Below are 24,901 nucleotides of genomic sequence, written 5' to 3'. Positions count from 1 at the left end.
GCTGCCATCCGGCCGAGCGCGAGGCGGATCGGGCTTCCACCTGGCTTCAAGCGTCGGATATCTGACACATACAAGGGTGCGCGCCTTCTCGGACCAAGCCCCGCCGATTTCGATAGCATCTGGGACCACTTCCTGCCGAGAGGGCTACCATGCCAGACTACAGGCTTGATGGTTTGTCTCCGCGCGCCTTCGAGCACCTAATCCAGTCGCTTGCTTATGACGCCATCACGAATGAAATAACACCGTTTGGCGACGGCCCCGACGGTGGCCGGGAGGCGACATTCGAAGGCGCAACGGATTATGGGCCCACAGCTGCTACCTGGTCAGGCTATGGCGTCATCCAAGCCAAATTTAAGCAACGATCCAGCTCGAACGACGGCCGCTGGGCTGAGATTGAGCTAGAGAAAGAGTTGCAGGCTTTCGATTCCAGGAAAAGAAAGCGAAGAATACCGGACCTTTACATATTCGCGACAAACGTTGTTCTCACGCCGACTCAGGACACCGGGAGCAAGGATCGGGTTCTGGCGGCGTTGAAACGGTTTTCTGCACAGAATAATGTGAAGAGTTACGATGTATGGGATTATGACAAGATCCGCACACTACTCGACAACAACGAAAGGGTACGGGCAGCCTACGCCGCATGGATCACGCCGGGCGATGTTCTAATGGAACTCGCCAAACATCTCAGGGGGCATCACCACGACCATTATAAAATTATAGTCAACTACTTGCAAAAAGACATTCTTTCCGATCAGTTCGCCAAACTTGAGCAAGCGGGCCACTCGGCAGATGAGGCGATTCCACTCTCTCAAGTCTTCGTCGACTTACCCGTGACCGTCGAACCCGTTCAGAGCGCAGATAACGAGCGCCGGCGCTCAAACGAGGAATCGTACAATTTCACGGCGGCAATAGTGGATGCTGCGGGCAGCCGATTCATCGAGTCTCCCTCAGAGCAATCCGGCGGACCGACGAAGCATAGCCCTCCCGACCCTGCTGGGAGATATGTTTTAATCGGCGGTCCGGGGCAGGGTAAAACTACCCTCGGGCAGTTCATCTGCCAGATATTCCGCACAGCATTGTTGGCCGACGCTGATCCACGAATAATCGACGCACCGGTTCAAGTAGCCATGGCGGAGATTATAGATCAATGGGATAGAGGACTTCTGCCCCGACCCGGAGCCCGTAGAATTCCATTCCGAATCGTACTAAGCGAGTTTGCCAAGAAGCTTGCAGTGGGTGAAGTAAGGGGCATACTTCACCACTTGGCAAACTACATATCAAAGCGATCGAACAGGGATTTTCGCGAAGATGACGTCAAGGATATGCTATTGGCATACCCTTCGGTTCTTGTTCTTGATGGGCTCGACGAAGTGCCGCCGTCCACCAATAGAGAGCAGGTATTGGAATCTGTTCGTGACTTTAGAATCGACGTTGTGACGGAGCAGATAGATGTATTGATAGTGGCTACTAGCCGCCCTCAAGGTTACAACGAAGACTTCTCTTCGCGCCATTACCGTCATCTATATCTAGAGCCCCTGCCTCGAGAAGTTGCCCTATATTACGCACGTCGACTGACCCAGATCAGATTCGGCCAGGAGCCCGCCCGGTTCGATAAGGTGATGAGCCGACTAGAGAGGGCGCTAAAGAATTCTTCTACCGCCCGACTTATGCGTAGTCCGCTACAGGTCACCATCATGACCTTGCTGGTAGATCGCATGGGACAACCGCCGCAGGAGCGGTGGACCCTATTTAGTGAATATTATAACCTGATCTACCAGCGTGAGATCGAGCGCGATATTCCTGCGGCATCAGTCTTGCGTGACTACCGCTCCGACATAGACACCATCCATAGTCGAGTTGGCCTTGTACTGCAAATCGAAAGCGAAAGATCAGGTGGCACTGACTCTCGGCTAACGATCCCCCAGTTCGCCACTGTAGTGGAGGGTTACCTAGAAGAAGAGGGCCACGAGCCGTCACAAGTAGAGAGCTTGAGAGACAGCATAATCGAGGCAGCAGCCAACCGTTTAGTCTTCTTGGTGGGCCTGGAGACTGGTCAAGTGGGTTTCGAGATCCGGTCTCTGCAGGAGTTTATGGCTGCCGAAGGCTTGATGGACACCGACGATGGAACCGCGCAAGCTCGTCTTCGGGCTATCGCCTCGGTTGTGAACTGGCGAAATGTATTCTTGTTCGCTGCAGGGAAAGCTTTCAATGATCGGCGCCACCTTAGGGACACGATCGGCCAGATTTGCGTAGAGCTGAACGAAGACACCAGCGATGAGTTGAGTATCGCAATCTACGCAGGTTCGCGCCTGGCCCTCGATTTGCTGGAGGACGGCCCCGCTGCGAAGCAGCCAGCCATGTCGAGAACCCTCACTCGACTGGCTCTCAAGTTGCTGAACATCGAAGATCGAGATTTGGCTAAAAGAGTATTAGCCGTACATCAAGAGCGAACGGCAAACATTTATATCGAGGAACTAGCCCTCCGGCTAGGCGGAACAGAATCTGAAGCGCGTAGGGCTGCGGTCGTCACCGCACGGCTCGCCGATCTAACTGGCACCAATGTGGGCGGTCTGGTTGACAGAGCCGCATTACACTTACCGTCCACCGAAGTGGAAGATGTGCAGAGGAGAGCACTCTTCGGGGATGGTCGCCCCGGACTCATTCGAGACAGCCTCATCAAAGCTCTGCCGCTTCTCAACCCATCTGACGCACTCCGAATCTTCGATGATCGTATAAATAACCGACATATTTGGCTTCCCGTCGATACGGTTCCTCCGCAGCTTGCTGCGGTAGTCCGCCTACGAAGGCTGAGCTACAAGCTCCGTCGCCTGGTGGCACGAATACGAGATTACGAAGGCCACGCAATAGGAGAACTGAGCTTAATAAGCGTTGATCAACCCCTAAATTTGTGGACTGGTACTGAGGCTCTTCCAGAGAGCCTTTCCTGGGAGTACATTAGGGCGGCTCTTGAGTTTACGAGGAACCCTTCCGCAAAGACGTTGCTAACTGCAGCAGAAGCCGCTAGCCAGCTGAATGATGGAGACAGCGAGACCCTCGATTACTCCCCTATTTCTCCGTGGCCATTGGCGGCGGCCATCGAGGCATCTAAAAGTGAGGGTTGGCCCAAGGTTCTCTCGGAGATAAGGGCGGGACGCCAGGGTGACGCTGGCGACTGGCGCGGTCAGGAAGAAGCATGGTCATCGGGACTTTCACTGTCCGACTTACGTCTCAACGCCAACTTACTCGGCGCCGGACGCATTTCCTTCGACCACGATGAGGCGAGAATCAAAGAACTGGTCGAATTCTTCGTGGGAGAGCCAGAGCTGGCTAGGAAGTACGGGGTCGCCTGGGGGCTTCATGAACTTCTCGTGCGGCGTGAAGCCATCCCTGAAGGAACCACGGAAATACCCGTTTGGGTCGACAACGCTTTGAAGTTGCAGCTAGCCAAACCACATACCTACCTCGGACTATTCGCACTGGAGCATCTCCGGCCGTCCGACCCAAAGAGCCCAGAATGGGACCCCCTCTTCCGCGACCTTCCAACTTTCGGCGGAATCTATTTGACAGCCCAAGGAGCCCGCACCCTTATGCAGTTGGTCGAGGCGTGTTGGCAACGCAAGCCGTCAGGCGATTTGTTGCCAGCCTTTGCCATGTGCGTCCCGTCCCCGACATTGAATCCAGCCCAGTTCCCGGAAGCACCCCTTCCATCGGACAGCGAGGATGCAGTGACGGTGTTTACGAGCATCGTTCTTGACTTGCGCCGAAACGGTATGGTTGCGAGAGTTGCGGATCACCTACCTCGACTTTTTTCAACTGAGTTCCTGGATGACCCGCGACTGCTCTCTGCCCTAAGAGCTCGCCTCGACGACAGTGGGTACCTGAGAGAACTGCTACTCCTGCACAGAGTGTTTCTCCAGGGCGGTATAGCAGTTACGGCCTCCACGTCGCACGAATTGGCGAAGGTTGCTTCAACTCGACGAAGCAACCTTCTGGAAGAGGCAACCTGGCGACGTCTGCTGTTTCCCCTTCAGCTTCGCTGGGCAATACTCGACGGTAAATCAACTGGCGCGAAGTAGCCAATTGATTGACTCCAACACTCTTAAGAGCGGTTCGGTTAAGCGAAGTCACATTCTAACGAGGGCAGCAAACCTAGCAGCGCTAGTTTCAGCGCAGCCTACGCGCGAATTCGGGGTATCCTCAAAGCGCCACGATCGCCGCAGTCTCCGCAGGCAGCTCGATCCGATCCCGCATAACGGTGACCCCCTCCCCCGTAGCCAGCAGCACCCGCCGAGCCACCCCGGGCAACGACACCCCCTGCCCCCGCCCAGCCAAGTTCGCCACCACAAGCGTGTCCCCCCGCCGCATCACCAAGAACTGGTCCCCGTGCTGCACCGAAACCGCGTTCAACCGAGGATCTGACAGGTCCGGCCTGGACCGCCGCAACGCGATCAACCGCTGGTAGAACGACAGCATCGACGCATGCTCGGGCTTGTCCAGCTCGGCCCAGTCCAACCGGGACCGCACGAACGTCTCCGGGTCCTGCGGGTCGGGCACGTCCCCTTCCGGCCACCCGTGCGCGGCGAACTCCCGCCGCCGCCCGGTCCGTACCGCAGAAGCCAACTCCGGCTCCGGATGCGACGTGAAGAACTGCCACGGCGTTGAAGCAGCCCACTCCTCCCCCATGAACAGCATCGGAGTGAAGGGCGCGGTCATCAGCAGCACAGCGCCGACCCGCAGCAGCGACGACGACAGCGAGGCGGAAATCCGATCGCCGGTAGCCCGGTTCCCGATCTGGTCGTGGTTCTGGAGGTAAGCAACGAACCGGTGCCCCGGCACCCGAGGATCAACAGGTCGCCCGTGGTGCCGGTTACGGAAGCTAGACCAGGTCCCCGCGTGGAAGAACCCACCGGTCAACACATCCGACAGCGTCTCCAGCGAGCCGAAGTCGCCGTAGTACCCCTGCCGCTCCCCCGTCAGCAGCGTGTGCAGCGCGTGGTGGGCGTCGTCGTTCCACTGGGCGTGCAGCCCGAACCCACCCGCCTCCCGGGGCGTGATCAGCCGTGGATCGTTGAGGTCAGACTCGGCGATCAGGGACAACGGCCGCCCCAGGTGCGTCGACAGCGACTCGACCTCGATGGCCAGCTCTTCGAGCAGAGGAACCGCCCGGGTGTCCGGCAGGGCGTGCACTGCGTCCAGGCGGAGCCCGTCGACGTGGTAGTCGCGCAGCCACATGAGCACGCTGTCGATGATGTAGCGGCGTACCTCGTCGGAGTGCGGGCCGTCCAGGTTGATCGAGCGACCCCAACTGTTGCTCTGCTCGGCGAGATAGGGCCCGAACCGTGGCGCGTAGGCCCCGGAGGGCCCGAAATGGTTGTAGACGACGTCGAGGATCACCCCCAGACCGCGCGCATGGGCGGCGTCGACGAACCGTTTCAGGCCGTCGGGGCCGCCGTAGGGCTCGTGTGGGGCGTACCAGCAGACGCCGTCGTACCCCCAGTTGTGTTCGCCGTTGAAGGCGTTCACCGGGAGCAGCTCGATCAGGTCGACACCGAGGTTCACCAGGTGGTCGAGGCGGTCGATGGCCGCGTCGAAGGTGCCTTCCGGGGTGAAGGTGCCGATGTGCAGCTCGTAGAGGATGCTGCCGGGCAGTTGCCGGCCCGTCCACGAGGAATCACTCCACTGGAACGCAAGGTGGTCGTAGCGGCGGCTAGGCCCGTGCACACCCGCAGGCTGCCACGGGGAACGGGGGTCGGGCAGGGGGGTTTCGTCGTCGTTCAGCAGAAAGGAGTAGTCGGGGCCGGCGTCGGGGACGTCGACCTGCCACCAGCCGTCGGCGGTGGCACGCATCTCGTGGTCGGTGTCGCCCGTCAGGCGCAGTCGCACGCGGGTGGCGTCCGGTGCCCAGACGGAGAATTCGGTCATGAAACGGCCTCCTCGGCAGCGGTGAGAGGAGCCAGCAGAGCCACGGGATAGTCGGCCAGAAGGTCGTCCAACGGCGTCTCTCCGCCACTGTAGACCCGGCCGGTGAACAGGTCCTTCATCTCGTGAACGGGAAGTGACAGGGCTGTGTCGCACCACCCGCCGGCGCGGGCCAGGCCCAGCGGCAGCCGGGTCGCCACGGTGATCGCGCCGCCCCGGTCGAACGCCACCGCGTGCCGGCCGACCGGCCCGTGCGCGGGCACCGGCCGGTAGGTGGTGAACAGCTCCGGGTGCGTCCGCCGCAGGCGCAGCGTCCGCGACACGACGAGCAGCTTCGCCGCTCCGTCGGTGTCGACCGGGGGACGCCAGCCGGCGTCGAGGCGTGCCAGCATCTCTCGGCGTACGTCGAAGTCGACCGGGCGGCGATTGTCCGGGTCGACCAGGGAGTTGTCCCACAGCTCGGTGCCCTGGTAGGTGTCCGGCACCCCGGGCATGGTGAGCTGGATCAGCTTCTGCCCGAGGGAGTTGCACCAGCCGGCCGGTGCGATCGCGGCGGCGAGTTCGGTCAGCTCGTCGTGCAGGCTCGGGTCGTCGTACATGCGGTCGACCACGTCGTGCACCGCCTGCTCGAAGGCCGGGTCCGGGTCCGCCCAACTGGTCGAGGCCCCGGCCTCCCGGGCGGCCTTCTCGACGTACGCGTGCAGCCGCTCCCGCTCGATCGGCCACGCGCCGACGGCGGTCTGCCAGAGCAGGTGGGCGAACGCCGGGTCGGGCAGCGGAGCGTACGCCATCCAGGTCTTGACCTGCTCCGCCCAGCGGCCCGGCAGTTCGCTGAGCACGGCGAGGCGGGCCCGCACGTCCTCGCCGCGTTTGGTGTCGTGGGTGGAGAGGGTGGTCATGCTGGCCGGCCAGCGGACCTGCTGGGCGGCGGCGAAGCGGTGGAACTCCGCCGGCGGCACCCCGAAGTGGGCGGGGTTGTCGCCGACCTCGTTGAGCGCCACGAACCTGGTCCACCGGTAGAACGCGGTGTCCTCCACGCCCTTGGCCATCACCGCACCGGTGAGCTGCGGGAACCGCCTGCCCAGCTCGTCGTCGGGGTCGCGCAGCCGGCGGGTGATCGCGTCCAGGGCACCGGCGAGGTCGGGGCGGCGGCGGCCGGCCTCGGAGCGGGCGGCGGCGAGGTGCCGGGCGCCGTGCGGCGGGTAGCCCCGGTAGACGTCGAACGCGGCGGCCAGCTCGGCGAGCGCCGCGCGGGCCTGCTCGGTCGGCACCTCGGGGGCGAGGGCGGCCAGCCGGGTCAACTCGGCGGCGAGCAGTTGGGTGGCGGCGGCCAGTTTGGTGGCGTGGGTCAGGTCCTCCCACGAGGTGCGCCGCCCGGTCAGCTGGGTGTCCAGCACGGTGAAGTCGCCCTCGGCGTCGGTGTCGACGAAGAGTCCGTTGACCGCGGCCAGGGCGTCGTAGCCGGTGGTGCCGTCCACCGGCCAGTCCGGCAGCTCCTCGCCGTACTCCAGGATCTTCTCCACCACCAGCCAGGCGTCCGGCGCGGCCTCGCGCAGCCGGGCCAGGTAGCCGCCCGGGTCGCGCAGCCCGTCCGGGTGGTCGACGCGGATGCCGTCGACCTCCCCGGCGGCGGCCCAGCGCAGGATCAGCTCGTGCACGGCGGCGAACACCGCCGGGTCCTCCACCCGCAGACCGGCCAGGCCCGCGATGGCGAAGAACCGGCGGTACGTCAGCTCGGCGTCACCGCGCCGCCAGGACACCAGCTCGTAGTGCTGCCGGTCGTGCACCTCGGCGGCGCTGCCGTCGCCGGTGCCGTCGGCCACCGGAAACCGGTGCTCGTGGTAGCGCAGCTCACCGTCGACCAGCTTGAGGTCGTCCAGGGCGGCCTCGTCGTCGGCCAGCACCGGCAGCAGCAGCCGGCCCCGGTCCCAGTCGATGTCGAACCAGTCGGCGTACGCCGAGTCGCGCCCCCGGCGCAGCACGTCCCACCAGGCCGGGTTGGCGGCCGGGACGGCGACCCCGGCGTGGTTGGGCACGATGTCGACGACCAGGCCGAGCTGCCTGTCGCGCAGGGCGCGCAGCAGTCGCTGCCGGGCGGCCTCCCCGCCCAGCTCCGGGCTGACCGCCCGGTGGTCCACCACGTCGTAGCCGTGCTGGGAACCGGGCGTGGCGGTCAGCAGGGGGGCGGTGTAGAGGTGACTGACCCCGAGGTCGTCCAGGTAGTCGACGATCGCCGCGGTGGCGTCCAGGTCGAAGCCGGGACGGACCTGCACTCGGTAGGTGGCCTTCGGAGGGGTGGCCGGCATGTCAGATCGTCCTCTCCAACACCACCAGGGAGCGGTCCGGCACCCGGATGGTGCCGCCCGCGCTGATCACCGTCGCGTCGTCGGGCTCGGGGTCGGCCGTGCTGATCACCCGTTCCCACTTCTGGCCGTACTCGCTGCCCGGCAGGGTGAAGTCCAACGGCGCGTCGTGGGCGTTGAAGCAGAGCAGGAACGACGCGTCGTGGTGTTTCTGGCCGTACTGGCCGCGCTCGCGGATGCCCTCACCGTTGACGAACAGCGCCACCGAGCGGCCGAAGTCGTTGCCCCAGTCCTCGCCGGTCATCTCCCGCCCGTCCGGGGTGTGCCAGGCCAGGTCGGGCAGCGGCTCGTCGGTGCCGCGCCCGCCGACCGGCAGGCCGGTGAAGAAGCGGCGGCGGCGGAACACCTGGTGCCGTTTACGGAAGTCGGTGAGCGTCCGGACGAACTCCAACAGCTGCTCGTCGACGTTGTCCCAGTCGACCCAGGCCAGCTCGCTGTCCTGGCAGTAGACGTTGTTGTTGCCGCGCTGGGTGCGACCCAACTCGTCGCCGTGGCCGATCATCGGCACGCCCTGCGACAGCATCAGCGTGGCCAGGAAGTTGCGCCGCTGCTTGGCCCGCAGGGCGAGGACCGCCTCGTCGTCGGTGTCGCCCTCGACGCCGCAGTTCCAGGACCGGTTGTGGCTCTCGCCGTCCCGGTTGTCCTCGCCGTTGGCCTCGTTGTGCTTGTCGTTGTACGACACCAGGTCGTTGAGGGTGAACCCGTCGTGCACGGTGACGAAGTTGATGCTGTGGAACGGGCGGCGGCCGTCGTCCTGGTAGAGGTCGGCCGAACCGGAGATCCGGGACGCGAACTCGGCCAGGGTGGCCGGCTCACCGCGCCAGAAGTCCCGCACGGTGTCCCGGTATTTTCCGTTCCACTCGGTCCACAGCGGCGGGAAGTTGCCCACCTGGTAACCGCCGGGGCCGACGTCCCACGGCTCGGCGATCAGCTTCACCTGGCTGACCACCGGGTCCTGCTGCACCACCTCGAAGAAGGTGGACAGCCGGTCCACCTCGTAGAACTCGCGGGCCAGGGTGGCCGCCAGGTCGAAGCGGAAACCGTCGACGTGCATCTCGGTCACCCAGTAGCGCAACGAATCCATGATCAGTTGCAGGGAGTGCGGGCTGCGGACGTTGAGGCTGTTGCCGGTGCCCGTGTAGTCGACGAAGTAGCGCCGGTCCTCCTCGCTGAGCCGGTAGTAGCTCGGGGCGTCCACACCCTTGAAGCTCAACGTCGGCCCGAGGTGGTTGCCCTCGGCGGTGTGGTTGTAGACCACGTCGAGGATGACCTCGATGCCGGCCGCGTGCAGCGCCTTGACCATGCCCCGGAACTCCTGCACCTGCTGGCCGAGTCGGCCCAACGCGGAGTAGCCGTGGTGCGGGGCGAAGAAACCGATGGTGTTGTAACCCCAGTAGTTGCGCAACCCCAGATCGTTGAGCCGGTGGTCGTGCACGAACTGGTGCACCGGCATCAGCTCGATCGCGGTCACCCCGAGCCGGGTCAGATAGTCGATCATCGGCGGGGAGGCGATGCCCGCGTACGTGCCGCGCAGCTCCTCCGGGATGTCCGGGTGGCGCATGGTCAGCCCGCGTACGTGCGCCTCGTAGATCACCGAGTGGTGGTAAGGCGTGCGCGGCGGCTTGTCGTTGCCCCAGTCGAAGTACGGGTTGACCACCACCGACTTCGGCATGAACGGCGCCGAGTCGGTCTCGTTCATCCGCTCCGGCTCGTCCATGTCGTAGTCGTAGACCGCGCGGTCCCACGTCACGTCACCGTCGATGGCCTTCGCGTACGGGTCGAGCAGCAGCTTGTGCGGGTTGCAGCGCAACCCGTTCGCCGGGTCGTACGGGCCGTGCACCCGGTAGCCGTAGCGCTGGCCCGGCTCGATACCCGGCAGGTACGCGTGCCACACGTACGCGTCGACCTCGCGCAGCTCCACGCGGCGCTCCGCGCCGGTGTCCCACTCGTCGAACAGGCACAGCTCGATCCGCTCGGCCACCTCGGAGAAGATGGCGAAGTTGGTGCCCATCCCGTCGTAGGTGGCACCCAGGGGGTACCGCTCGCCCGGCCAGACCTGCATGTCGCTCCTTCAACCCATGGTGATGTGCGCACCGGCCGACGCCGCCCGCGCGCAGGCAGGTAGTGCCCCCTGCCCGGGCGCGCCAATCCATCCTTTCAGGCGATGCCCGGAAACCACCTGTCTGATGCGACCTAAACGTTCGGGTGTCCTCCGTCACGATGGCCCTTTTCGAGATGCGTTCTTGGGCGTCATGGACTTTCCTTGTTCGGGGGCAAGCGTGCGCGCGTGTCCCGCCAGGCCCTCGGCCACCCCTTACACCTCTCGCTCCGCCGCCACCGACGCCGGCGCGTACCACCATGCACGGACGGAGATTGATGTGACGACCCTGCGGGTCGACGAGCAGCTCGCTGCCACCAAGGACCGCGCCCACCGGCCCACCGTGACCTCCCGGCCCCAGCCGTCGACCCAGCCCGGTCCTCCCGCGCAACCCGGTCCCACCGCGCAGCCCGGCACGCCCGTGCCGGCGCAGCCCGGCCCCGGGGTGCCCCCGCAGACCCGCCGCATCCTCATGCTGTCCTGGGAGTACCCGCCGGTGCTCGTCGGCGGCCTCGGGCGACACGTGCACGCCCTGTCGGTGGCCCTCGCCGCCGCCGGCCACGAGGTCACCGTCGTCACCCGACACAGCGACGGCGCACCCCTGGAGGAGTACGCCGACGGCGTACGCATCCTGCGCGCCCCCGAAGACCCGGTCACCTTCCCCCTCGCCACCAGCAGCCTCCTGGCCTGGACCATGGCCTTCAACCACACCCTCACCCGCACCGCCCTGCGCGCCACCCAGGCCGGTTCGTACGACGTCATCCACGCCCACGACTGGCTCGTCGCGCACACCGCGATGACGTTGCGCGACCACCTGGACATCCCGCTGGTCAGCACCATCCACGCCACCGAGGCCGGCCGGCACCAGGGCTGGCTGCCGGAGGAGATGAACCGCACCATCCACGGCGTCGAACAGTGGCTCAGCAGCGAGTCCAACCGGGTGATCGTCTGCTCCGGGTACATGCGCGACGAGGTGAACGCGCTCTTCGGCGTACCGGCCGGACGCGTCGACGTGGTCGCCAACGGCGTGGAGCCGCACCGCTGGCGGGTGCCCGCGCGCGCGGTGGACGCCGCCCGCGCCCGGTTCGCCGGCAACGGCCCACTGGTCACCTTCGCCGGCCGGCTCGTCTACGAGAAGGGCGTCCAGCACCTGATCGCCGCGCTGCCCCGGCTGCGCGAGCGGCACCCCGGGCTGCGGGCCGTGATCGCCGGCGACGGCCCGTACCGCGCCGAACTGGAGGCCGAGGTGCACCGCCGCGGTCTGGGCGGCATGGTCACCATGCCCGGCTTCCTCGGCGGCACCGACCTGCCGGCGCTGATGGCCGCTTCCGACTGCTTCGCCGTGCCCAGCATCTACGAGCCGTTCGGCATGGTGGCCCTGGAAGGCGCCGCGGCAGGCGCGCCCCTGGCCGTCGCCGCCACCGGCGGGCTCGGCGAGATCGTCGAACCGGGCGTCACCGGGATGACCTTCCGCCCGCACGACCCGGACAGCCTCACCGACGCCGTCGACGCGCTGCTGTCCGACCCGGACCGGGCCCGCGTCATGGCCCGCCGCGCCCGCCGGATGGTCCACGACCAGTACGGCTGGTCCGCGATCGCCCACCGCACCGCTGCCAGCTACGCCGCCGCCATCCACCACGACGCCGCGTTCACCGCCGAGCGCGCCGAGCGGCGGATGTCGCGGGGACGCGCCCTACCGGCACTGCCCCAGGGCAACCTGCTGGCCGCCGCCGGCCTGCGCTGACTGTCCGCCGTCCCGGCCTCGATACCGCCCGACCCAGCCGCCCGGCGGCGCGGCGCGGCCCGGCGGCCCGGCGGCGCGGCGGCCCGGCGGCGCGGCGGCCCGGCGGCGCGGCGGCCCGGCGGCCCGGCGGCCCGGCCCCGGGCGCCCCGCTGCCCGAGCCGGGCGATCGGCGCGCGGCTGGGGCTCAGCGGGCTTGATCGACTCGGTTGTCCTGAAGTCGGGGGTTCCCGGCGATGGGGATGCCCCGACTTCCTGAAAGCCGAGTCGATCACGCGGAGCCTCGCGGTCCGGTGCCCGTCGGCCGGGTCGTGGCGCTCGGGCGGGCCTGTCAGGATGTGCGGATGTCTCCTGCTGTCGACGCCCTGGATGCCAGCTTTCCGACTGCAGCCTCGATCGCGCTGGACCTGATCCGACGCCCCGAGGTGACCGAGCGGTGGTTAGAACCGAGCGCGCTGCCGCACCTGTCCGTGGGTGGCCTGGCCTGCCACCTGGGCCGTCAGGCGGTCCGTGCGGCGGAGCTACTGCCGATGCCGACCGACCTGCCCACCTTGGATACGGCCGACAACCACTACGAGCAGGCCCCCTGGGTCAGCGAGGGCACCCCGGACGAGGCGTCGGTCACCGAGGGCCCCGACGAGGCGGACGCGGCACGCGGGCCGGCCGACCTGCACGCGCGTTCCGCCCACGCCCTGGACGTGGTCGGCGACCTGCTCTCCCGCGGTGCCGCCCGTGACGTCGTACCGATCCCGTGGCAGGGCTGGTCGCTGCGGCGTGCTGACTTCCTGCTCACCCGTCAGCTGGAGATCGTCGTGCACTCCGACGACCTCGCGGTGAGCATCGGCGTACCCACGCCGGAGTTCCCAGCGGACGTCTTCGACCCGGTCCGCGACCTGCTGATCCGGCTGGCCGTACGGCGCCGTGGTCAGTCCGCGCTGATCAGCGCCCTGAGCCGCAGCGAGCGAGCCCGGGACATCTCCGCCTTCTGACCGCCCGCTCCGTCACCGACCCATCCGCTACCCGGGGCCGCCCCAACCTCCACGCGTGATCGACTCGGTCTCCGGAAAGGCGCGGCGTCCTCGCGCAGCCAACACCCCGACTTCCAGAACCCCGAGTTGATCGCGCCCCCGCGCCCCCGCGCCCCCGCGCCCCCGCGCCCCCGCGCCCCCGCGAGATCTTGGACAGTTTCCGTTCGCGCGGAACGGAAAGTGTCCAAGATCTGCTGGCAGACACCGACCGGACCGCGCCCGGCAACCGGCGTGGGCCAGTGCCGGTCCCCCCGGGCGCCCGGCGAGAGCCAGCGTCGATCATGCGCGGAGCCGGCGTCGATGACGCAGGGCGCGGGGGTGGTCACCCAGCGAGCGCGGGAACGCGGCAGGCCGCCGACCCGGTACGGGTCGACGGCCTGCCGGTGACGCGAAAAGCAGAGGTCAGCGCTCGTTGAAGGGGACGTAGTCCCGCTCGGCGGAGCCGACGTAGACCTGCCGCGGACGGCCGATCTTGGTCTCCGGGTCGGAGATCATCTCGCGCCACTGGGCGATCCAGCCGGGGAGCCGGCCGAGCGCGAAGAGGACCGTGAACATCTTGGTCGGGAAGCCCATGGCCTTGTAGATCAGGCCGGTGTAGAAGTCCACGTTCGGGTAGAGCCGACGGGAGACGAAGAAGTCGTCGGCGAGCGCGATCTCCTCCAGCTCCATGGCGATGTCCAGCAGCGGGTCCGGCTTGGCCATCCGGCCCAGCACGTCCTGCGCGGCCTTCTTGACGATCGCCGCCCGCGGGTCGTAGTTCTTGTAGACCCGGTGGCCGAAGCCCATCAGCTTGACGCCGTCCTCCTTGTCCTTGACCTTGCCGACGAAGGACCGGACGTCGTCGTCGCCGGCGTGGATCTGCTGGAGCATCTCCAGCACCGCCTGGTTGGCGCCGCCGTGCAGCGGGCCGAACAGCGCGTTCACGCCGGCGGAGACCGAGGCGAACAGGTTGGCGTTGCTGGAGCCGACCAGGCGCACGGTCGACGTGGAGCAGTTCTGCTCGTGGTCGGCGTGCAGGACGAACAGCATGTCCAGCACCTTCGACATCACCGGGTCGACCTCGTACGGCTCCGCCGGCACGCCGAACGTCATCCGCAGCAGGTTGTCCACGTACCCCAGGGAGTTGTCCGGGTAGAGCAGCGGCTGCCCGATGGACTTCTTGTACGCGTACGACGCGATGGTGGGGACCTTCGCCATCAGCCGGACCGTGGAGATCTCCACGTGCTCGGAGTCGAACGGGTCCAGGCTGTCCTGGTAGAAGGTGGACAGGGCGCTGACCGCGGACGACAGCACCGCCATCGGGTGGGCGTCCCGGGGGAAGCCGTCGAAGAAGCGACGCATCTCCTCGTGCAGCAGCGAGTGCCGCCGGATCCACTCGGTGAACTCGGTCAACTGCTGCTCGGTGGGCAGCTCACCGTAGATGAGCAGGTACGAGACCTCCAGGAAGGAGGACTTCTCGGCCAGCTGCTCGATCGGGTATCCCCGGTAACGCAGGATCCCCGCGTCGCCGTCGATGTAGGTGATCGCGGATGAGGCAGCTGCGGTGTTGACGAAACCGGGGTCGTACGTGGTCATCCCGGTTTCCTTCAGCAGCTTGCTCACCCCGATACCAGCGGGGCCCTCGACCGCGGGATGTACCGGCATCGACAGCTGCCCACCGGGGTGATCGAGCTTGACTTCCGTCATGTGGTTCCTCGCTTCGCCGGCAGATCTACGTTGAATTGCCTTCGCTTCTACCGTAATTGCGGCTCCGGGGACAACGCCCGCCGTGGTTCTGCGGTGAGGCATGCGTCACCCGATTCCCGACCGGGCCGCCGGGAAACCCCGCGTCCCGCCAGGCGGGAGCCGGCCGGGAGCCGACCGCGCCGGGCCGACGACCAGGTCACGACAGGGCGAGGCGTCGCAGCGTACCGTCCGGCGTGACCTGGAGGACGTCGAGCTGGTTGGTGCCGGCGCGGAACAGTTTGTCGTCGGTGAGCAGCGCGGCGAACCGGCGTCCGCCGGGGTCGGCGGGCACCACCGGGACGACGGCCCCGATCCGACCGTTGACGGCCACGGCCAGCAGCGTGCCGTCCGGGATCTGGTCCGGGACGTCGCCCCAGACGAGCGCCGGGAGGGTGCCGGTGTCCGGGTCCGTGGCGGTGAACGCGGCCAGGTCGGCGACCCGGGCGTTGCCGGCGGCCGGGCCGGCGCGTACCTCGGTGCCGACCAGGGGGTGCGGTGTCGGCAGCGGCGGCGGGGCGGGTACCCCGCCGGGGAAGGTGACCGGTTCCCCGGGGCGGTCGTAGAAGTGTTTGGCGCCGTCGGTGCGCGGGGCCTGCCGGGCGGAGCGGCCGTCGACGCGCCAGGGCAGCCGGATGTTGGCCTCGTCGGCGACGGTCGGCAGCAGGTCGACGTGTTCCCAGTTGCGGTCGTCCACCCGCCCGGTCTGCTGCCTTGGTTCCTTGACGAACATCGGCACCCAGGCGACCTCGCCGGCGGCGGCCTTGATCGCGTCCATGCCCCGGCCCTGGGCGCCGGGGCGGAAGCTGACGCCGTGGTCGGCGGTGACCACGACGAGCGACTGGTCGTAGAGGCCGCTGGCGCGCAGCGTCCGCAGGGTCTCGCCGATCAGCCGATCGGTGTAGCCGAGCTGGGCGAGGTGGCGTTGCCGGGCCAGGTCGATCCAGCCGGCGCCGTCGTTGGGCAGGTCCTCGGGGGCGTCGTAGCGCGCCCCGGACGGCAGGTACGCCCACGGTGAGTGGGGCATCAGCAGGTGCAGGAAGTGCAGGGTGGGCCGGGGGGTCGGCTTCAGTCCGGCCAGGAAGCTGGTGAACCGGGCCGGCTGGTTGTCGTCCAGGCTGTCCCAGCGGAACTTCGGGTCGTCGGGCACCGGCTCGGCGGCGTCCAGGCCGGCCTCGGCGCGGGTCTGCTCGCGGTAGGAGTCCTCCGGCGCGACGGTGCTCTCCGTGGGCCCGGCGACCCGGGCGAGGAGCTTGCCGGTTTCCCGGACGAGTACGCCGAGCCCCTGCTCCGGGGTCACCGGCTGCTCGCACCGGCTGGGTGGGCAGAGTCGGGTGATGCTCTCCTCGGCCTTGATGTCGTAGAGGCCGCCGAAGGCGGTGAAGATGTTGTCCGGGTACTGCGAGTAGTGCGGGGCCAGCGGCCTCGCCGGGTAGCGGCCGGTGAGCATGGCGGGCAGGGCGTTGGGCGTCCACCCACTGACACCTGTCGCGTTGCGGTACCAGGTGGAGGCGCCGGCCAGCTCCGCGAAGTGCGGGAACCGCGCCGCGTCGATCTTCCCGTCGGTGCCGAGCAGGCTGACCAGCGGAAGTTCGTCGAGGATCAGCATCACCACCGGCGGGTGTACGCCCGCGCCCTGGGCGCTGCCGGTCGCGCCGCCGTCGCCGCGCGGCAGCACCACCGCGGAGGTGGGCGAGGCGAACAGGAACAGCGCCACGAAGGCCACCGGCCCGGCGGCGGCCAGCCGCAGCACCCGACGCGGCGCCCGCCACCGCCGGTGTGCGACAGCGCCCCCGGCCCCGGCCAAAAGGGCCACCACCAGCAGCGGTACGCCCCGAAGCGGCGTCACGTGCCGACCGACCTGCACGGCGAGGGCGGCGAGCAGCAGCCCGACGAGCCCGGTGTGGGTGAGGGCGCGCACGGTCCGGCCGGCCAGCCGGCTGAGCGTGCCGAGCAGCGCGACCCCGATCGTGGGCAGCACCGCCACCAGGGCGACCAGCAGCAGGATCTCGGCCGGGTCGGCGCGGTGGAACACGAAGAAGTCGGGGCTGCGGCCGAGCACGTCCAGCAGTGGTTGGGTGACCACCAGCCCGACCAGCGCGACCATTTCCAGCAGCCGACCCAGCTCACCGCGCCAGCCCCGGTCCCAGCCCGCGGCGGCCGGCGGTGGCGGGTCGTCCGGGGTCGACGGGGTGGCGGCGGCCGGTTCAGCCACCCATCACCGTCCGGTAGAGCGTGCGGGTGCCCGACGGCAGTTCCAGCCGCTCGGTGATCCGTCCTCGGGTGGCGAGCAGCGTTTCGAAGGTGTCGCGCCGGTAGTCCGGGAAGAGGCCGGCGGGTTTGTTGGCCAGCAGCCGGGTGGCCATCGGGTCCTCCGGGTGGACGAACTCCACCACCACCGTGCCGCCCGGCGCGGTCAGCCCGGCCAGCCAGTCGACGACCTCCGGCAGCGGCACGTTGCGCCCGATCGCCAGGTGGTGCACGACGGCGAGGGCGAGCACCACGTCGGCGGACGCGCGTTCGGCGAAGCCGGCCCGTTCGACTCCCCGCCAGCCGCCGCCCGGTGACGGGTCGGCGAGGTCCAGCACCAGCGGCAGGATCCGGCGCTGCCCCTCCGAGCGCAGCTTGCGGTACAGCTGGTCGACCACGGCCGGGTCCTGCTCGACGGCGACCACGTAGTCGGCGTGCCCCGCCGCCAGTCGGGAGTACCGGCCGTCGTTGGCGCCGAGGTCGAGCACCAGGCGGGGGCGGACGCCGGTGGCCACCGAGGTGACCACGAACTGTTCCTTCGCCACCCGGTCGCGGGCCGAGTAGCCGCAGGTGACCTGGTAGTCCGACCAGTGGCTCCCGGCGGGGCGGTGGTCCAGCTTGCCGACCAGTTTCTCGATGCCGCGTACGGTGGCCAGCAGCAACTCCCGGGAGAAGCCGGCGGCCCGCAGTTGGTCGCGTACCTCGGTGGTGCTGGCGGCGGCGTTGCGGTGCTGCATGGCGCCGTGCAGGTGCAGGTGGGTCAGGACGCCGGGGCGCAGTCGGCGGGTCCCGACGAACAGTGGTCGTAGTTCGGCGGCCTCGATGCCGTCGACGCGGGCGCGCAGCCACGGCTGGAAGTCGACACCCAGATGGGCGGTGAGCATCAGCGGGTAGAGCACGGTCTGGCAGAACTGCCGGTAGCCGGCCCACGGTTCGCCGTCGCGCAGCGGCTCGAAGGAGCCGATGTCGATGAAGACCGGGTCGGCGCCGCGCCACTGCAGGTTGTACGCCGAGCCGTCCTTGGTGGTGAAGCCCTCGCCGAGCGCGGCGCGCAGGATCTCCAGGTGCAGCAGCGCGGCGTCGCGCAGCATGCTGAACGACCACTCGTACGGGTGGGAGACGAACGGGATGCGTTCGTGGCGCAGCACGGCGGTCCACGGGGCAGCGGTCGCGGCGGGCACCAGTGTCGGCGGGGCGTCCTCGGTGGCGCAGACCTTGCGCGCGGCGACGAGCGCCGGGAAGAACGTGCTGCCGGCCAGCGCCCGCCAGTGCTCGGCGGCTTGCGGGTCCAGCCCGCGCAGCACCTCGTCGCCGATGTGGAAGACCCGGTTGGCCGGGTCGCGGAAGGAGGCCGGCTCGGGCCGTACCCCGGTGGGTGAGATCGCCATCGTCGGGCCTGACCCGCTCACCGCTGGTCGGTGGGTTGCCGGCGGAACCGGTCGACCAGGCGTCGCCAGTAGAGCTTCGCGGCGACTGCGGCGCCGGCCACCCCGCCGACGACCGCCTGCACGATCAGGCTGCCGGATCCCGCGTCCAGGTAGGCCAGATGTTCCACCGATCGCTCCTTGCGCTCGCCGTCTCGACACCGGCGTCCCGGGAGTGCAGCGGTGAGGCTTTTGACCCAGAAAGCCGGACTTGTCCCTCACCGTACGCCGAACGCCATCCGTGTCGCGGGCACATTGGCGGACTCCCAGCCTCACCACAGGAAGCGCCTGTGCGGACGTGCCGGTTCACGCGCTCCGATCCGCCCACGCGTGCAGGGCGTCCCGGTCGCCGAGACTGCGGCGGGACGATCGTGGTCTCCCAACGCCGTACCGCCGCCAACGACCTCTTGCGGGCCACCGGTGTGCCCCGAGACGAGGCACGCCGGCTGGTCCGCGAGGCCGCCGCCGGCTGACCACCGACGAGCGGGGATGCTGGCGCTACAGGAAGCGGACGTTCGTCAGCTTCTCGCTGAGTTCCCACAGGCGCTCGGCCTGCTGCGGATCGACCGCGTACGGCAGGACGCCGTTGAGGTCGTTGAAGTCACCGAGGTCCGTCGTGTCGGAACCGGCTGGCTGCACGATCTCGGCGATGTCGCAGTCCTCGCAGTACACGCCGCCCATACCGGCGAGCTGTGGGCTCGTCGCGCACCACACCGGTGTCGCCGCGCCCTGTTCGGGGGTCTTCAGCTGCTTGCTCGGGTCGAGGATCGGATCTCCGTCGGGGTTCACCATGCCGGCCGCGACGAGTTGCTCGGTCGTCAGATACTGCTTCAGCCCGGTCGCCACGATGCTGCCCGGGTGGGCGGCGAACGCACGTACCCCGTACTCCTGGCCTCGCCGGTCGAGTTCCACCGCGAAGAGCGACATCGCGGTCTTGGACTGCCCGTAGCCGGCCCACGGGTCGTACGCGCGGTGCTCGAAGTTCGGATCGTCGAACATGACCGGCGAGTGACGGTGCCCGAGCGAGGTGAGGCTGACGACCCGTGCGCTCCCGGCGGCCCGCAGCGCTGGCCACAGCCGAGCCGCGAGCTGGAAGTGACCGAGATAGTTGATCGACAGCTGAAGTTCGTTGCCGCGCGTGTCCCGACCCAGCGGTGCGGCCATGATTCCGGCGGACTCCACCAGGATGTGCACGGGCCGGTCGGAGGCGACGAACTCCTCGGCCACAGCGTCGACCGACGCCGGGTCGCTGAGATCCATGGTCGCGTACTCCGCGGAGATCCCGGCCAAGGCGCTGCGGGCCCTGGTGGTGTCGCGGTCGAGGACCACGACGTGTGCGCCCGCCGAGCCCAGTGCCAGTGCCGTCTGCAGCCCCAGCCCGGAGTTGGCGCCGGTCACAATCGCGATCCTGCCGGTCAGGTCGGTCGACCCGAGGACGTTCCTCGTCGTGGAACTCGCGTCGAAGCCCGAGCCGATGGGACGTTGTGCTGTAGTCATCGTGCGCTCCTCGCAAAGTGCGGATCAGCCCTGCCTGAGGTTCACGGTCGCGCGCCGGGCCGTGCCTTCGCCCCAGGGCAACACCCTGGCCGTGACCCTGGTGTCACCGACGCGTCGGGTGGGGCCGGTGGTGCAGGCCGAGGCGCAGCAGCACGAACCGCAGCACGGTGGCGGCCAGGTTCGCGGCCACCAGCACGGCCAGGGCCACCGGCCGGGCCGGCACGCCGCAGACGGCGTGCAGCGCCTCGACGGCCGGGCTGGCGCGACACCGTGCGCCGACTATGCGTCAGCTGTGGGATTGGGCAACCGGACGGTGAACAGTGTGCGACCTGGACGGCTGTCGACACCGACCGTGCCGTGGTGGGCCTCCACCACCGCCGCCACGATCGCGAGGCCGAGGCCGGTGCTGCCGTGCGCCCGGGAGCGGGAACTGTCGCCGCGCGCGAACCGTTCGAACATCTCCGGTTGCAGCTCCGCCGGCACCCCGGGACCGTCGTCGGTGACGGTGAGGACGGCGCTGTCCGCCTCGACGGCCAACGCGGTGGTGACGGTGCTGCCGGGCGGGGTGTGCACCCTCGCGTTGGCCAGCAGGTTGGCGACCACCTGGTGCAACCGGGCGGCGTCGCCGGGCACCCGGATCGCCACCTCGGGCAGTTCGAGCTGCCAGCGGTGGTCTGGCCCGGCGACGTGCGCGTCGCTGACCGCGTCCACCACCAGGGCGGTCAGGTCGACCGGGTCCGCCGCGAGCGGCCGGCCGGCGTCGAGTCGGGCGAGCAGCAGCAGATCGTCGACGAGCCGGGTCATCCGGGTGCTCTCCGACTCCACCCGGCGCAGCGCGTGCGCCACGTCGGGGGGAACCTCGTCGCGACCGCGCCGGGCCACCTCGGCGTAGCCACGGATCGCCGCGAGCGGAGTCCGCAACTCGTGGCTGGCGTCGGCGACGAACTGGCGTACCCGCGTCTCGCTGGCCTGCCGGGCGGAGAGCGCGTCGGCGACGTGGCCCAGCATCCGGTTCAGCGCCGCGCCGACCTGACCGACCTCGGTGCGCACGTCGGTGTCGGCGGCCGGAACCCGGACGGCGAGCGCCACCTCGCCGCGGTCCAGGGGCAGCTCGGTGACCCGGGTGGCGGTGGCGGCCACCCGGTTGAGCGGGCGCAGCGTGGCCCGCACGATCAGCGCGCCGGCAGCGCCGGCGATGAGCAACCCGACGGCGGCCACCGCGGCCTGCGCGGCGACCAGTGCCCAGATGGTCTCCTGGACGCCGGACAGCGGGACCGCGACGACGCGTACCCGGCCGTCCCAGGACTGCCGGGCCACGGCCCGGTAGTCACCGCGATCGCCGAGGTCGACGGTGCGCGGCTCGGCGTCGACCGGCAGGCCCACCAGCGCGGCGACCTCCCCGACCGGGACCGACCGCTCCTTGGGGAACGGATCGGCGCTGGAGGGGCTGTTGGTGAGGGTCCGGGCGCTGGTCAGGCGACCGTTGGTAATCTCGGCGACCACCGCGCCGGCCGGCAACCCGAGTGGAACGCCCGGTCCGTTGCCGGAGAAGGCCGGCCGTCCCGGTCGGTCGCCGCGGGTCGCGGGGGCCAGCTGGGCGTCGAGCCGGTCGATCAGGAAGTGTCGCAGCGCCACGGTGGTGAGGCCACCGATCGCGACGCTGACCACCGCCAGCAGCGCGAGCAGGGAGAAGACCAGCCGGGTACGCAGGGAGCGGCCGGCCAGCCACCGTCGGGCGGCGCGCAGCGGTCGGCGGTCACTCGGCGGGTTTGAGGACATAACCCGCGCCGCGCAGCGTATGGATCATCGGTGCCCGGCCGGCGTCGATCTTCTTGCGCAGGTACGAGATGTACAGCTCCACCACGTTGGCCTGGCCGCCGAAGTCGTAGTTCCACACCCGGTCGAGGATCTGCGCCTTGCTGAGCACCCGGCGCGGATTGCGCATCAGGTAACGCAGCAGCTCGAACTCGGTGGCGGTGAGGGTGACCAGTTGGCCGGCCCGGCGCACCTCGTGACTGTCCTCGTCGAGACTCAGGTCGCCGACGGTCAGCACGGCGTCCTCCCGGGCGGCGACCGCGAAGCCGGAGCGGCGCAGCAGCGCACGCAGTCGGGCGATCACCTCCTCCAGGCTGAACGGCTTGGTGACGTAGTCGTCGCCGCCGACGGTCAACCCGGCGATGCGTTCCTCGACCGCGTCGCGGGCGGTCAGGAAGAGCACCGGCACGGTGGGGGCGTGCTCGCGCAGCCGGCGCAGCACCTGGAAGCCGTCCAGGTCGGGCAGCATCACGTCGAGCACCACCGCGTCCGGCTGGAACTGCCGGGCGGCACTCAACGCCGCCATGCCGTTGCCGGCGCTGCGGACCTGCCAGCCCTCGTAGCGCAGGGCCATCGACAGCAGGTCGGTGAGCGTGGGCTCGTCGTCGACCACCAGCACCCGGACGGGTTCACCGTCGGGGCGGCGCAGCTCGATCCGGCTCGGTGCGGCCTGCCCGTTCATGACCATGCCGCCCATCGTGGCCGCCGTGTCTGTGCCACGCCCCTGCGGAGCCTGTGTGCCAGCTGTGCGGCCGGGTCGACGGGACTCCGGCGTCGCCACCGGTCAGCCCCGCCTCGTGGTCACTCGGACACCCCGTACGCGTCGGTGCGCACGAAGCGCATGCTCCAGCCGCCCGTCCCGTCCGGTCGGTCGCGTTCGTAGAGGTGGTCGGGGCCGGGCTGCACCGGACCGGTGCCGTCCGGATGCCGCATGATCCAACGCTGCGGCGGGCCACCGTCCGACCCGGCCGGCAACAGCCGGACCAGGCCGTCCGCGGGCCCGCCGACGAAGCGTACGGTGACCTCGCTCATCGCGGCGCCTCTCGGGTGACCGTGCCGGCACAGTGGGTGACGCCGGCTCTGGCTCGCAAGCTACCGCACCGGTCGCCGTGCCGCAGCGAGGTGCGCAGGCCGGTCCGCTCCCGCAACCAGCGGCGGTTTGCCCAGGTCGGCGCCCGGGTACCGCGAGCCAAGCACCCGTCGTCGGCGGGGCGAGGACGAGGAGTGGTCGATGCGCACGCTGGACGGGCGGTACCAGCTCGAACAGCGCGTCGGGGTGGGTGGCATGTCCGAGGTGTGGCGGGCACACGACCAGGTGCTGGACCGGCCGGTCGCGGTGAAGCTCATCTCGCCCGGCCCGTACGACCAGGACGGCCCGGTGGAACGGATCCGCGCGGAGGCCCGGTCGGCGGCCCGCCTGGTGCACCCGAACGTGGCGAGCGTGCACGACTTCGGCACCTCCTCGACGGTGTCCGGCCGCCCGGTGCCGTACATCGTGATGGAGTTGGCCGAGGGTGAGACGCTCGCCGCGCACCTGCGGGCCGGGCCGTTGGACTGGCGGATCTCGGTGCGGGTCTGCGCGGAGGTCGCCGCGGCGCTGGCCGCCGCCCACGCGGAAGACATCGTCCACCGCGACATCAAGCCGGCCAACGTCATGCTCACCCCGGCGGGGGTGAAGGTCCTCGACTTCGGCATCGCCGTCCCCACCGGCACTCCCGACCCACTGCCCGCCGGGATCGTGGTCGGCACCCCGGCGTACCTGGCACCCGAGCAGCTGGACGGGGAGCCCGCCACCCCGGCCGCCGACATGTACGCCCTCGGGGTGCTGCTCTACTACAGCCTCACCGCCCGCCTGCCCTACCACGCGGTCACCGCGAGCGAACTGCTCGGCGTACGCCGACGGCAGCCGCCGGAGCCGCTGCCCGAGATCGACGGACTCCCCCCGGAGGTGGCCGACCTGTGCCACTCCTGCCTCGCCGACGAGCCCGAGCAGCGCCCGACCAGTCTGATGGCGGCACTGCTGCTGGCCGAGGCCGTGGACGCCCGGGTGTACGTGCCGATGACGATCCCGACCACTCGCCGGCCGGCCCCACCCTCACCGTGGACCGAACAGGCCGCCACGGAGGCCACCGAGGCGGTGGCGGTGTTCGACGAGCAGCGCTGAGACCGCCGCTTCGGCGTTTCGCCAGGCTGCTGCCGGGTAGCCCGCCGGTGAGCGACGGGAGAAACGCGATGCCGGATCAGAGTTCCTGGCTGCGTGAGGCCACAGCGACCGCCGAGGGCGGTCACGTACGCACCGACGACGGCGGGCTCTCCACTGCGTTGGCCTCGCCGCTGGCGGCGCACTGCACCGGGCTGAGACCAGAGCAGTTGCTGGCCGCGGCCTTCGCCTCCTGCCTGCACCACGCGGCAGTGGAGGCGGCCGGTGAGATCACCGACGAGGCGCACACGGTCCAGGTGCGGGCGGAGGCGAAGCTGGGGCGCGACGACGACGGCAGGTACCGGGCCGACGTACACGCGCAGATCAGCTCGGCGGGCCTGAGCCGAGAACAACTGGCCGACCTGGTCGAGTACGCCGACCGGCTCTGGCCGTTCTCCAGCGGCGATGCCAGCCGGCACCGGCTGACCGTCACCCCGGCGGAGAACGGCCGACACTGAACCGACCACCAGCCCCGACGAGGCGACGCCGCCACCTGCCCAGCGACCACGCGCCCTGACCGCGCACACCCCGCACCCTCACCGCGCACGGTCACTACGCGCCCTCACCGCGCCGCGCCCTGCGCCCCACCGCGCCGCGCCCTGCGCCCCACCGCGCCGCGCCCTGCGCCCCACCGCGCCGCGCCGCGCCCTGCGCCCCGCCGCGCCGCGCCGCGCCGCGCCCTGCATGATCGTGCTCGATCCTGGTTGTAGTGGCCTCGTTCGTTGGTGGAGGCCACTGTTTCCTGGTTCGAGCACGATCTTGGGCAGGTTGACGCCGAAGGCAGGGCGCGGCAGGCCGGCGGCCGGGGGCCAGACTCGGGGAGCCGTTCACATCGAATGCGGCC

General features: G+C 69.2%; 16 protein-coding genes. 5 read left to right on the top strand and 11 right to left on the bottom strand.

The annotated features are described in order from the left end of the window. The first annotated feature begins 149 nt into the window (after positions 1 to 149). A complete protein-coding gene (locus tag O7614_RS16035; RefSeq protein ID WP_278139265.1) occupies positions 150 to 4,076 on the top strand; it encodes a hypothetical protein in 3,927 nt (1,308 codons plus the stop codon). Between the two features lie 121 nt (positions 4,077 to 4,197). On the opposite strand, the gene treZ is transcribed toward O7614_RS16035, so the two are convergent. Genes treZ through glgX form a run of 3 tightly spaced genes read right to left on the bottom strand, consistent with a single transcriptional unit; the run spans position 4,198 to position 10,344 of the window. Then, positions 4,198 to 5,922, bottom strand: a complete 1,725-nt coding sequence (treZ, locus tag O7614_RS16030) for a malto-oligosyltrehalose trehalohydrolase (RefSeq protein WP_278139264.1) — start codon at positions 5,920 to 5,922, stop codon at positions 4,198 to 4,200. Then, positions 5,919 to 8,225 carry a malto-oligosyltrehalose synthase gene (gene treY, locus O7614_RS16025; protein ID WP_278139263.1) on the bottom strand — a complete coding sequence of 769 codons (2,307 nt, stop codon included), beginning with the start codon at positions 8,223 to 8,225 and terminating at the stop codon, positions 5,919 to 5,921. The genes treZ and treY overlap by 4 nt, the downstream gene beginning before the upstream one ends. 1 nt (position 8,226) lies before the next feature. Further along, positions 8,227 to 10,344, bottom strand: coding sequence for a glycogen debranching protein GlgX (glgX, locus tag O7614_RS16020; protein WP_278139262.1), 2,118 nt, complete (start codon positions 10,342 to 10,344; stop codon positions 8,227 to 8,229). 316 nt (positions 10,345 to 10,660) lie between these two features. On the opposite strand from glgX, the gene O7614_RS16015 reads away from it, so the two are divergent. Together O7614_RS16015 and O7614_RS16010 are read left to right on the top strand one after the other, a co-directional pair. Next, the gene (locus tag O7614_RS16015) at positions 10,661 to 12,124 is read left to right on the top strand and encodes a glycosyltransferase family 4 protein (protein ID WP_278139261.1); all 1,464 of its coding nucleotides are present in this window, start codon (positions 10,661 to 10,663) and stop codon (positions 12,122 to 12,124) included. A gap of 341 nt (positions 12,125 to 12,465) precedes the next feature. Next, positions 12,466 to 13,110 carry a maleylpyruvate isomerase N-terminal domain-containing protein gene (locus O7614_RS16010; RefSeq protein WP_278139260.1) on the top strand — a complete coding sequence of 215 codons (645 nt, stop codon included), beginning with the start codon at positions 12,466 to 12,468 and terminating at the stop codon, positions 13,108 to 13,110. Between the two features lie 441 nt (positions 13,111 to 13,551). Here the strand turns inward: O7614_RS16010 and O7614_RS16005 are convergent, their stop codons facing one another. The 8 genes from O7614_RS16005 to O7614_RS15970 form a co-directional block, all read right to left on the bottom strand. Continuing rightward, on the bottom strand, positions 13,552 to 14,835 hold the full coding sequence (locus O7614_RS16005; protein WP_278139259.1) for a citrate synthase: 1,284 nt from the start codon (positions 14,833 to 14,835) through the stop codon (positions 13,552 to 13,554). A 196-nt stretch (positions 14,836 to 15,031) separates the two neighbouring features. Next, positions 15,032 to 17,086: a sulfatase-like hydrolase/transferase gene (locus O7614_RS16000; RefSeq protein ID WP_278139258.1), complete on the bottom strand. Its 2,055-nt coding sequence runs from the start codon at positions 17,084 to 17,086 to the stop codon at positions 15,032 to 15,034. After that, positions 17,079 to 18,509, bottom strand: coding sequence for a class I SAM-dependent methyltransferase (locus O7614_RS15995; RefSeq protein WP_278142271.1), 1,431 nt, complete (start codon positions 18,507 to 18,509; stop codon positions 17,079 to 17,081). Before O7614_RS15995 ends, O7614_RS16000 begins: the two co-directional genes overlap by 8 nt. Positions 18,510 to 18,526: 17 nt before the next feature. Next, complete coding sequence (locus O7614_RS15990) at positions 18,527 to 18,676, bottom strand: hypothetical protein (protein ID WP_165947858.1); 150 nt, start codon at positions 18,674 to 18,676, stop codon at positions 18,527 to 18,529. 367 nt (positions 18,677 to 19,043) lie between these two features. Continuing rightward, positions 19,044 to 20,042 carry an SDR family NAD(P)-dependent oxidoreductase gene (locus O7614_RS15985; RefSeq protein ID WP_278139257.1) on the bottom strand — a complete coding sequence of 333 codons (999 nt, stop codon included), beginning with the start codon at positions 20,040 to 20,042 and terminating at the stop codon, positions 19,044 to 19,046. A gap of 279 nt (positions 20,043 to 20,321) precedes the next feature. Then, positions 20,322 to 21,767 carry a HAMP domain-containing sensor histidine kinase gene (locus tag O7614_RS15980; RefSeq protein ID WP_278142270.1) on the bottom strand — a complete coding sequence of 482 codons (1,446 nt, stop codon included), beginning with the start codon at positions 21,765 to 21,767 and terminating at the stop codon, positions 20,322 to 20,324. Positions 21,768 to 21,798: 31 nt separating this feature from the next. Next, positions 21,799 to 22,545, bottom strand: coding sequence for a response regulator transcription factor (locus tag O7614_RS15975; protein WP_278139256.1), 747 nt, complete (start codon positions 22,543 to 22,545; stop codon positions 21,799 to 21,801). Positions 22,546 to 22,658: 113 nt separating this feature from the next. Continuing rightward, positions 22,659 to 22,889 carry a hypothetical protein gene (locus O7614_RS15970; RefSeq protein ID WP_278139255.1) on the bottom strand — a complete coding sequence of 77 codons (231 nt, stop codon included), beginning with the start codon at positions 22,887 to 22,889 and terminating at the stop codon, positions 22,659 to 22,661. A 199-nt stretch (positions 22,890 to 23,088) separates the two neighbouring features. Here O7614_RS15970 and O7614_RS15965 point away from each other — a divergent pair, with 199 nt between their 5' ends. Together O7614_RS15965 and O7614_RS15960 are read left to right on the top strand one after the other, a co-directional pair. Further along, positions 23,089 to 24,021, top strand: coding sequence for a serine/threonine-protein kinase (locus O7614_RS15965; RefSeq protein ID WP_278139254.1), 933 nt, complete (start codon positions 23,089 to 23,091; stop codon positions 24,019 to 24,021). A 68-nt stretch (positions 24,022 to 24,089) separates the two neighbouring features. Then, positions 24,090 to 24,515: an OsmC family protein gene (locus O7614_RS15960; protein WP_278139253.1), complete on the top strand. Its 426-nt coding sequence runs from the start codon at positions 24,090 to 24,092 to the stop codon at positions 24,513 to 24,515. Positions 24,516 to 24,901: the final 386 nt, after the last annotated feature.

The organism is Micromonospora sp. WMMD961 (assembly GCF_029626145.1).
Lineage (GTDB): Bacteria > Actinomycetota > Actinomycetes > Mycobacteriales > Micromonosporaceae > Micromonospora.
Note: the sequence above shows the minus strand (reverse complement) of the source record. Positions and strands in the feature narration are given on the sequence as shown.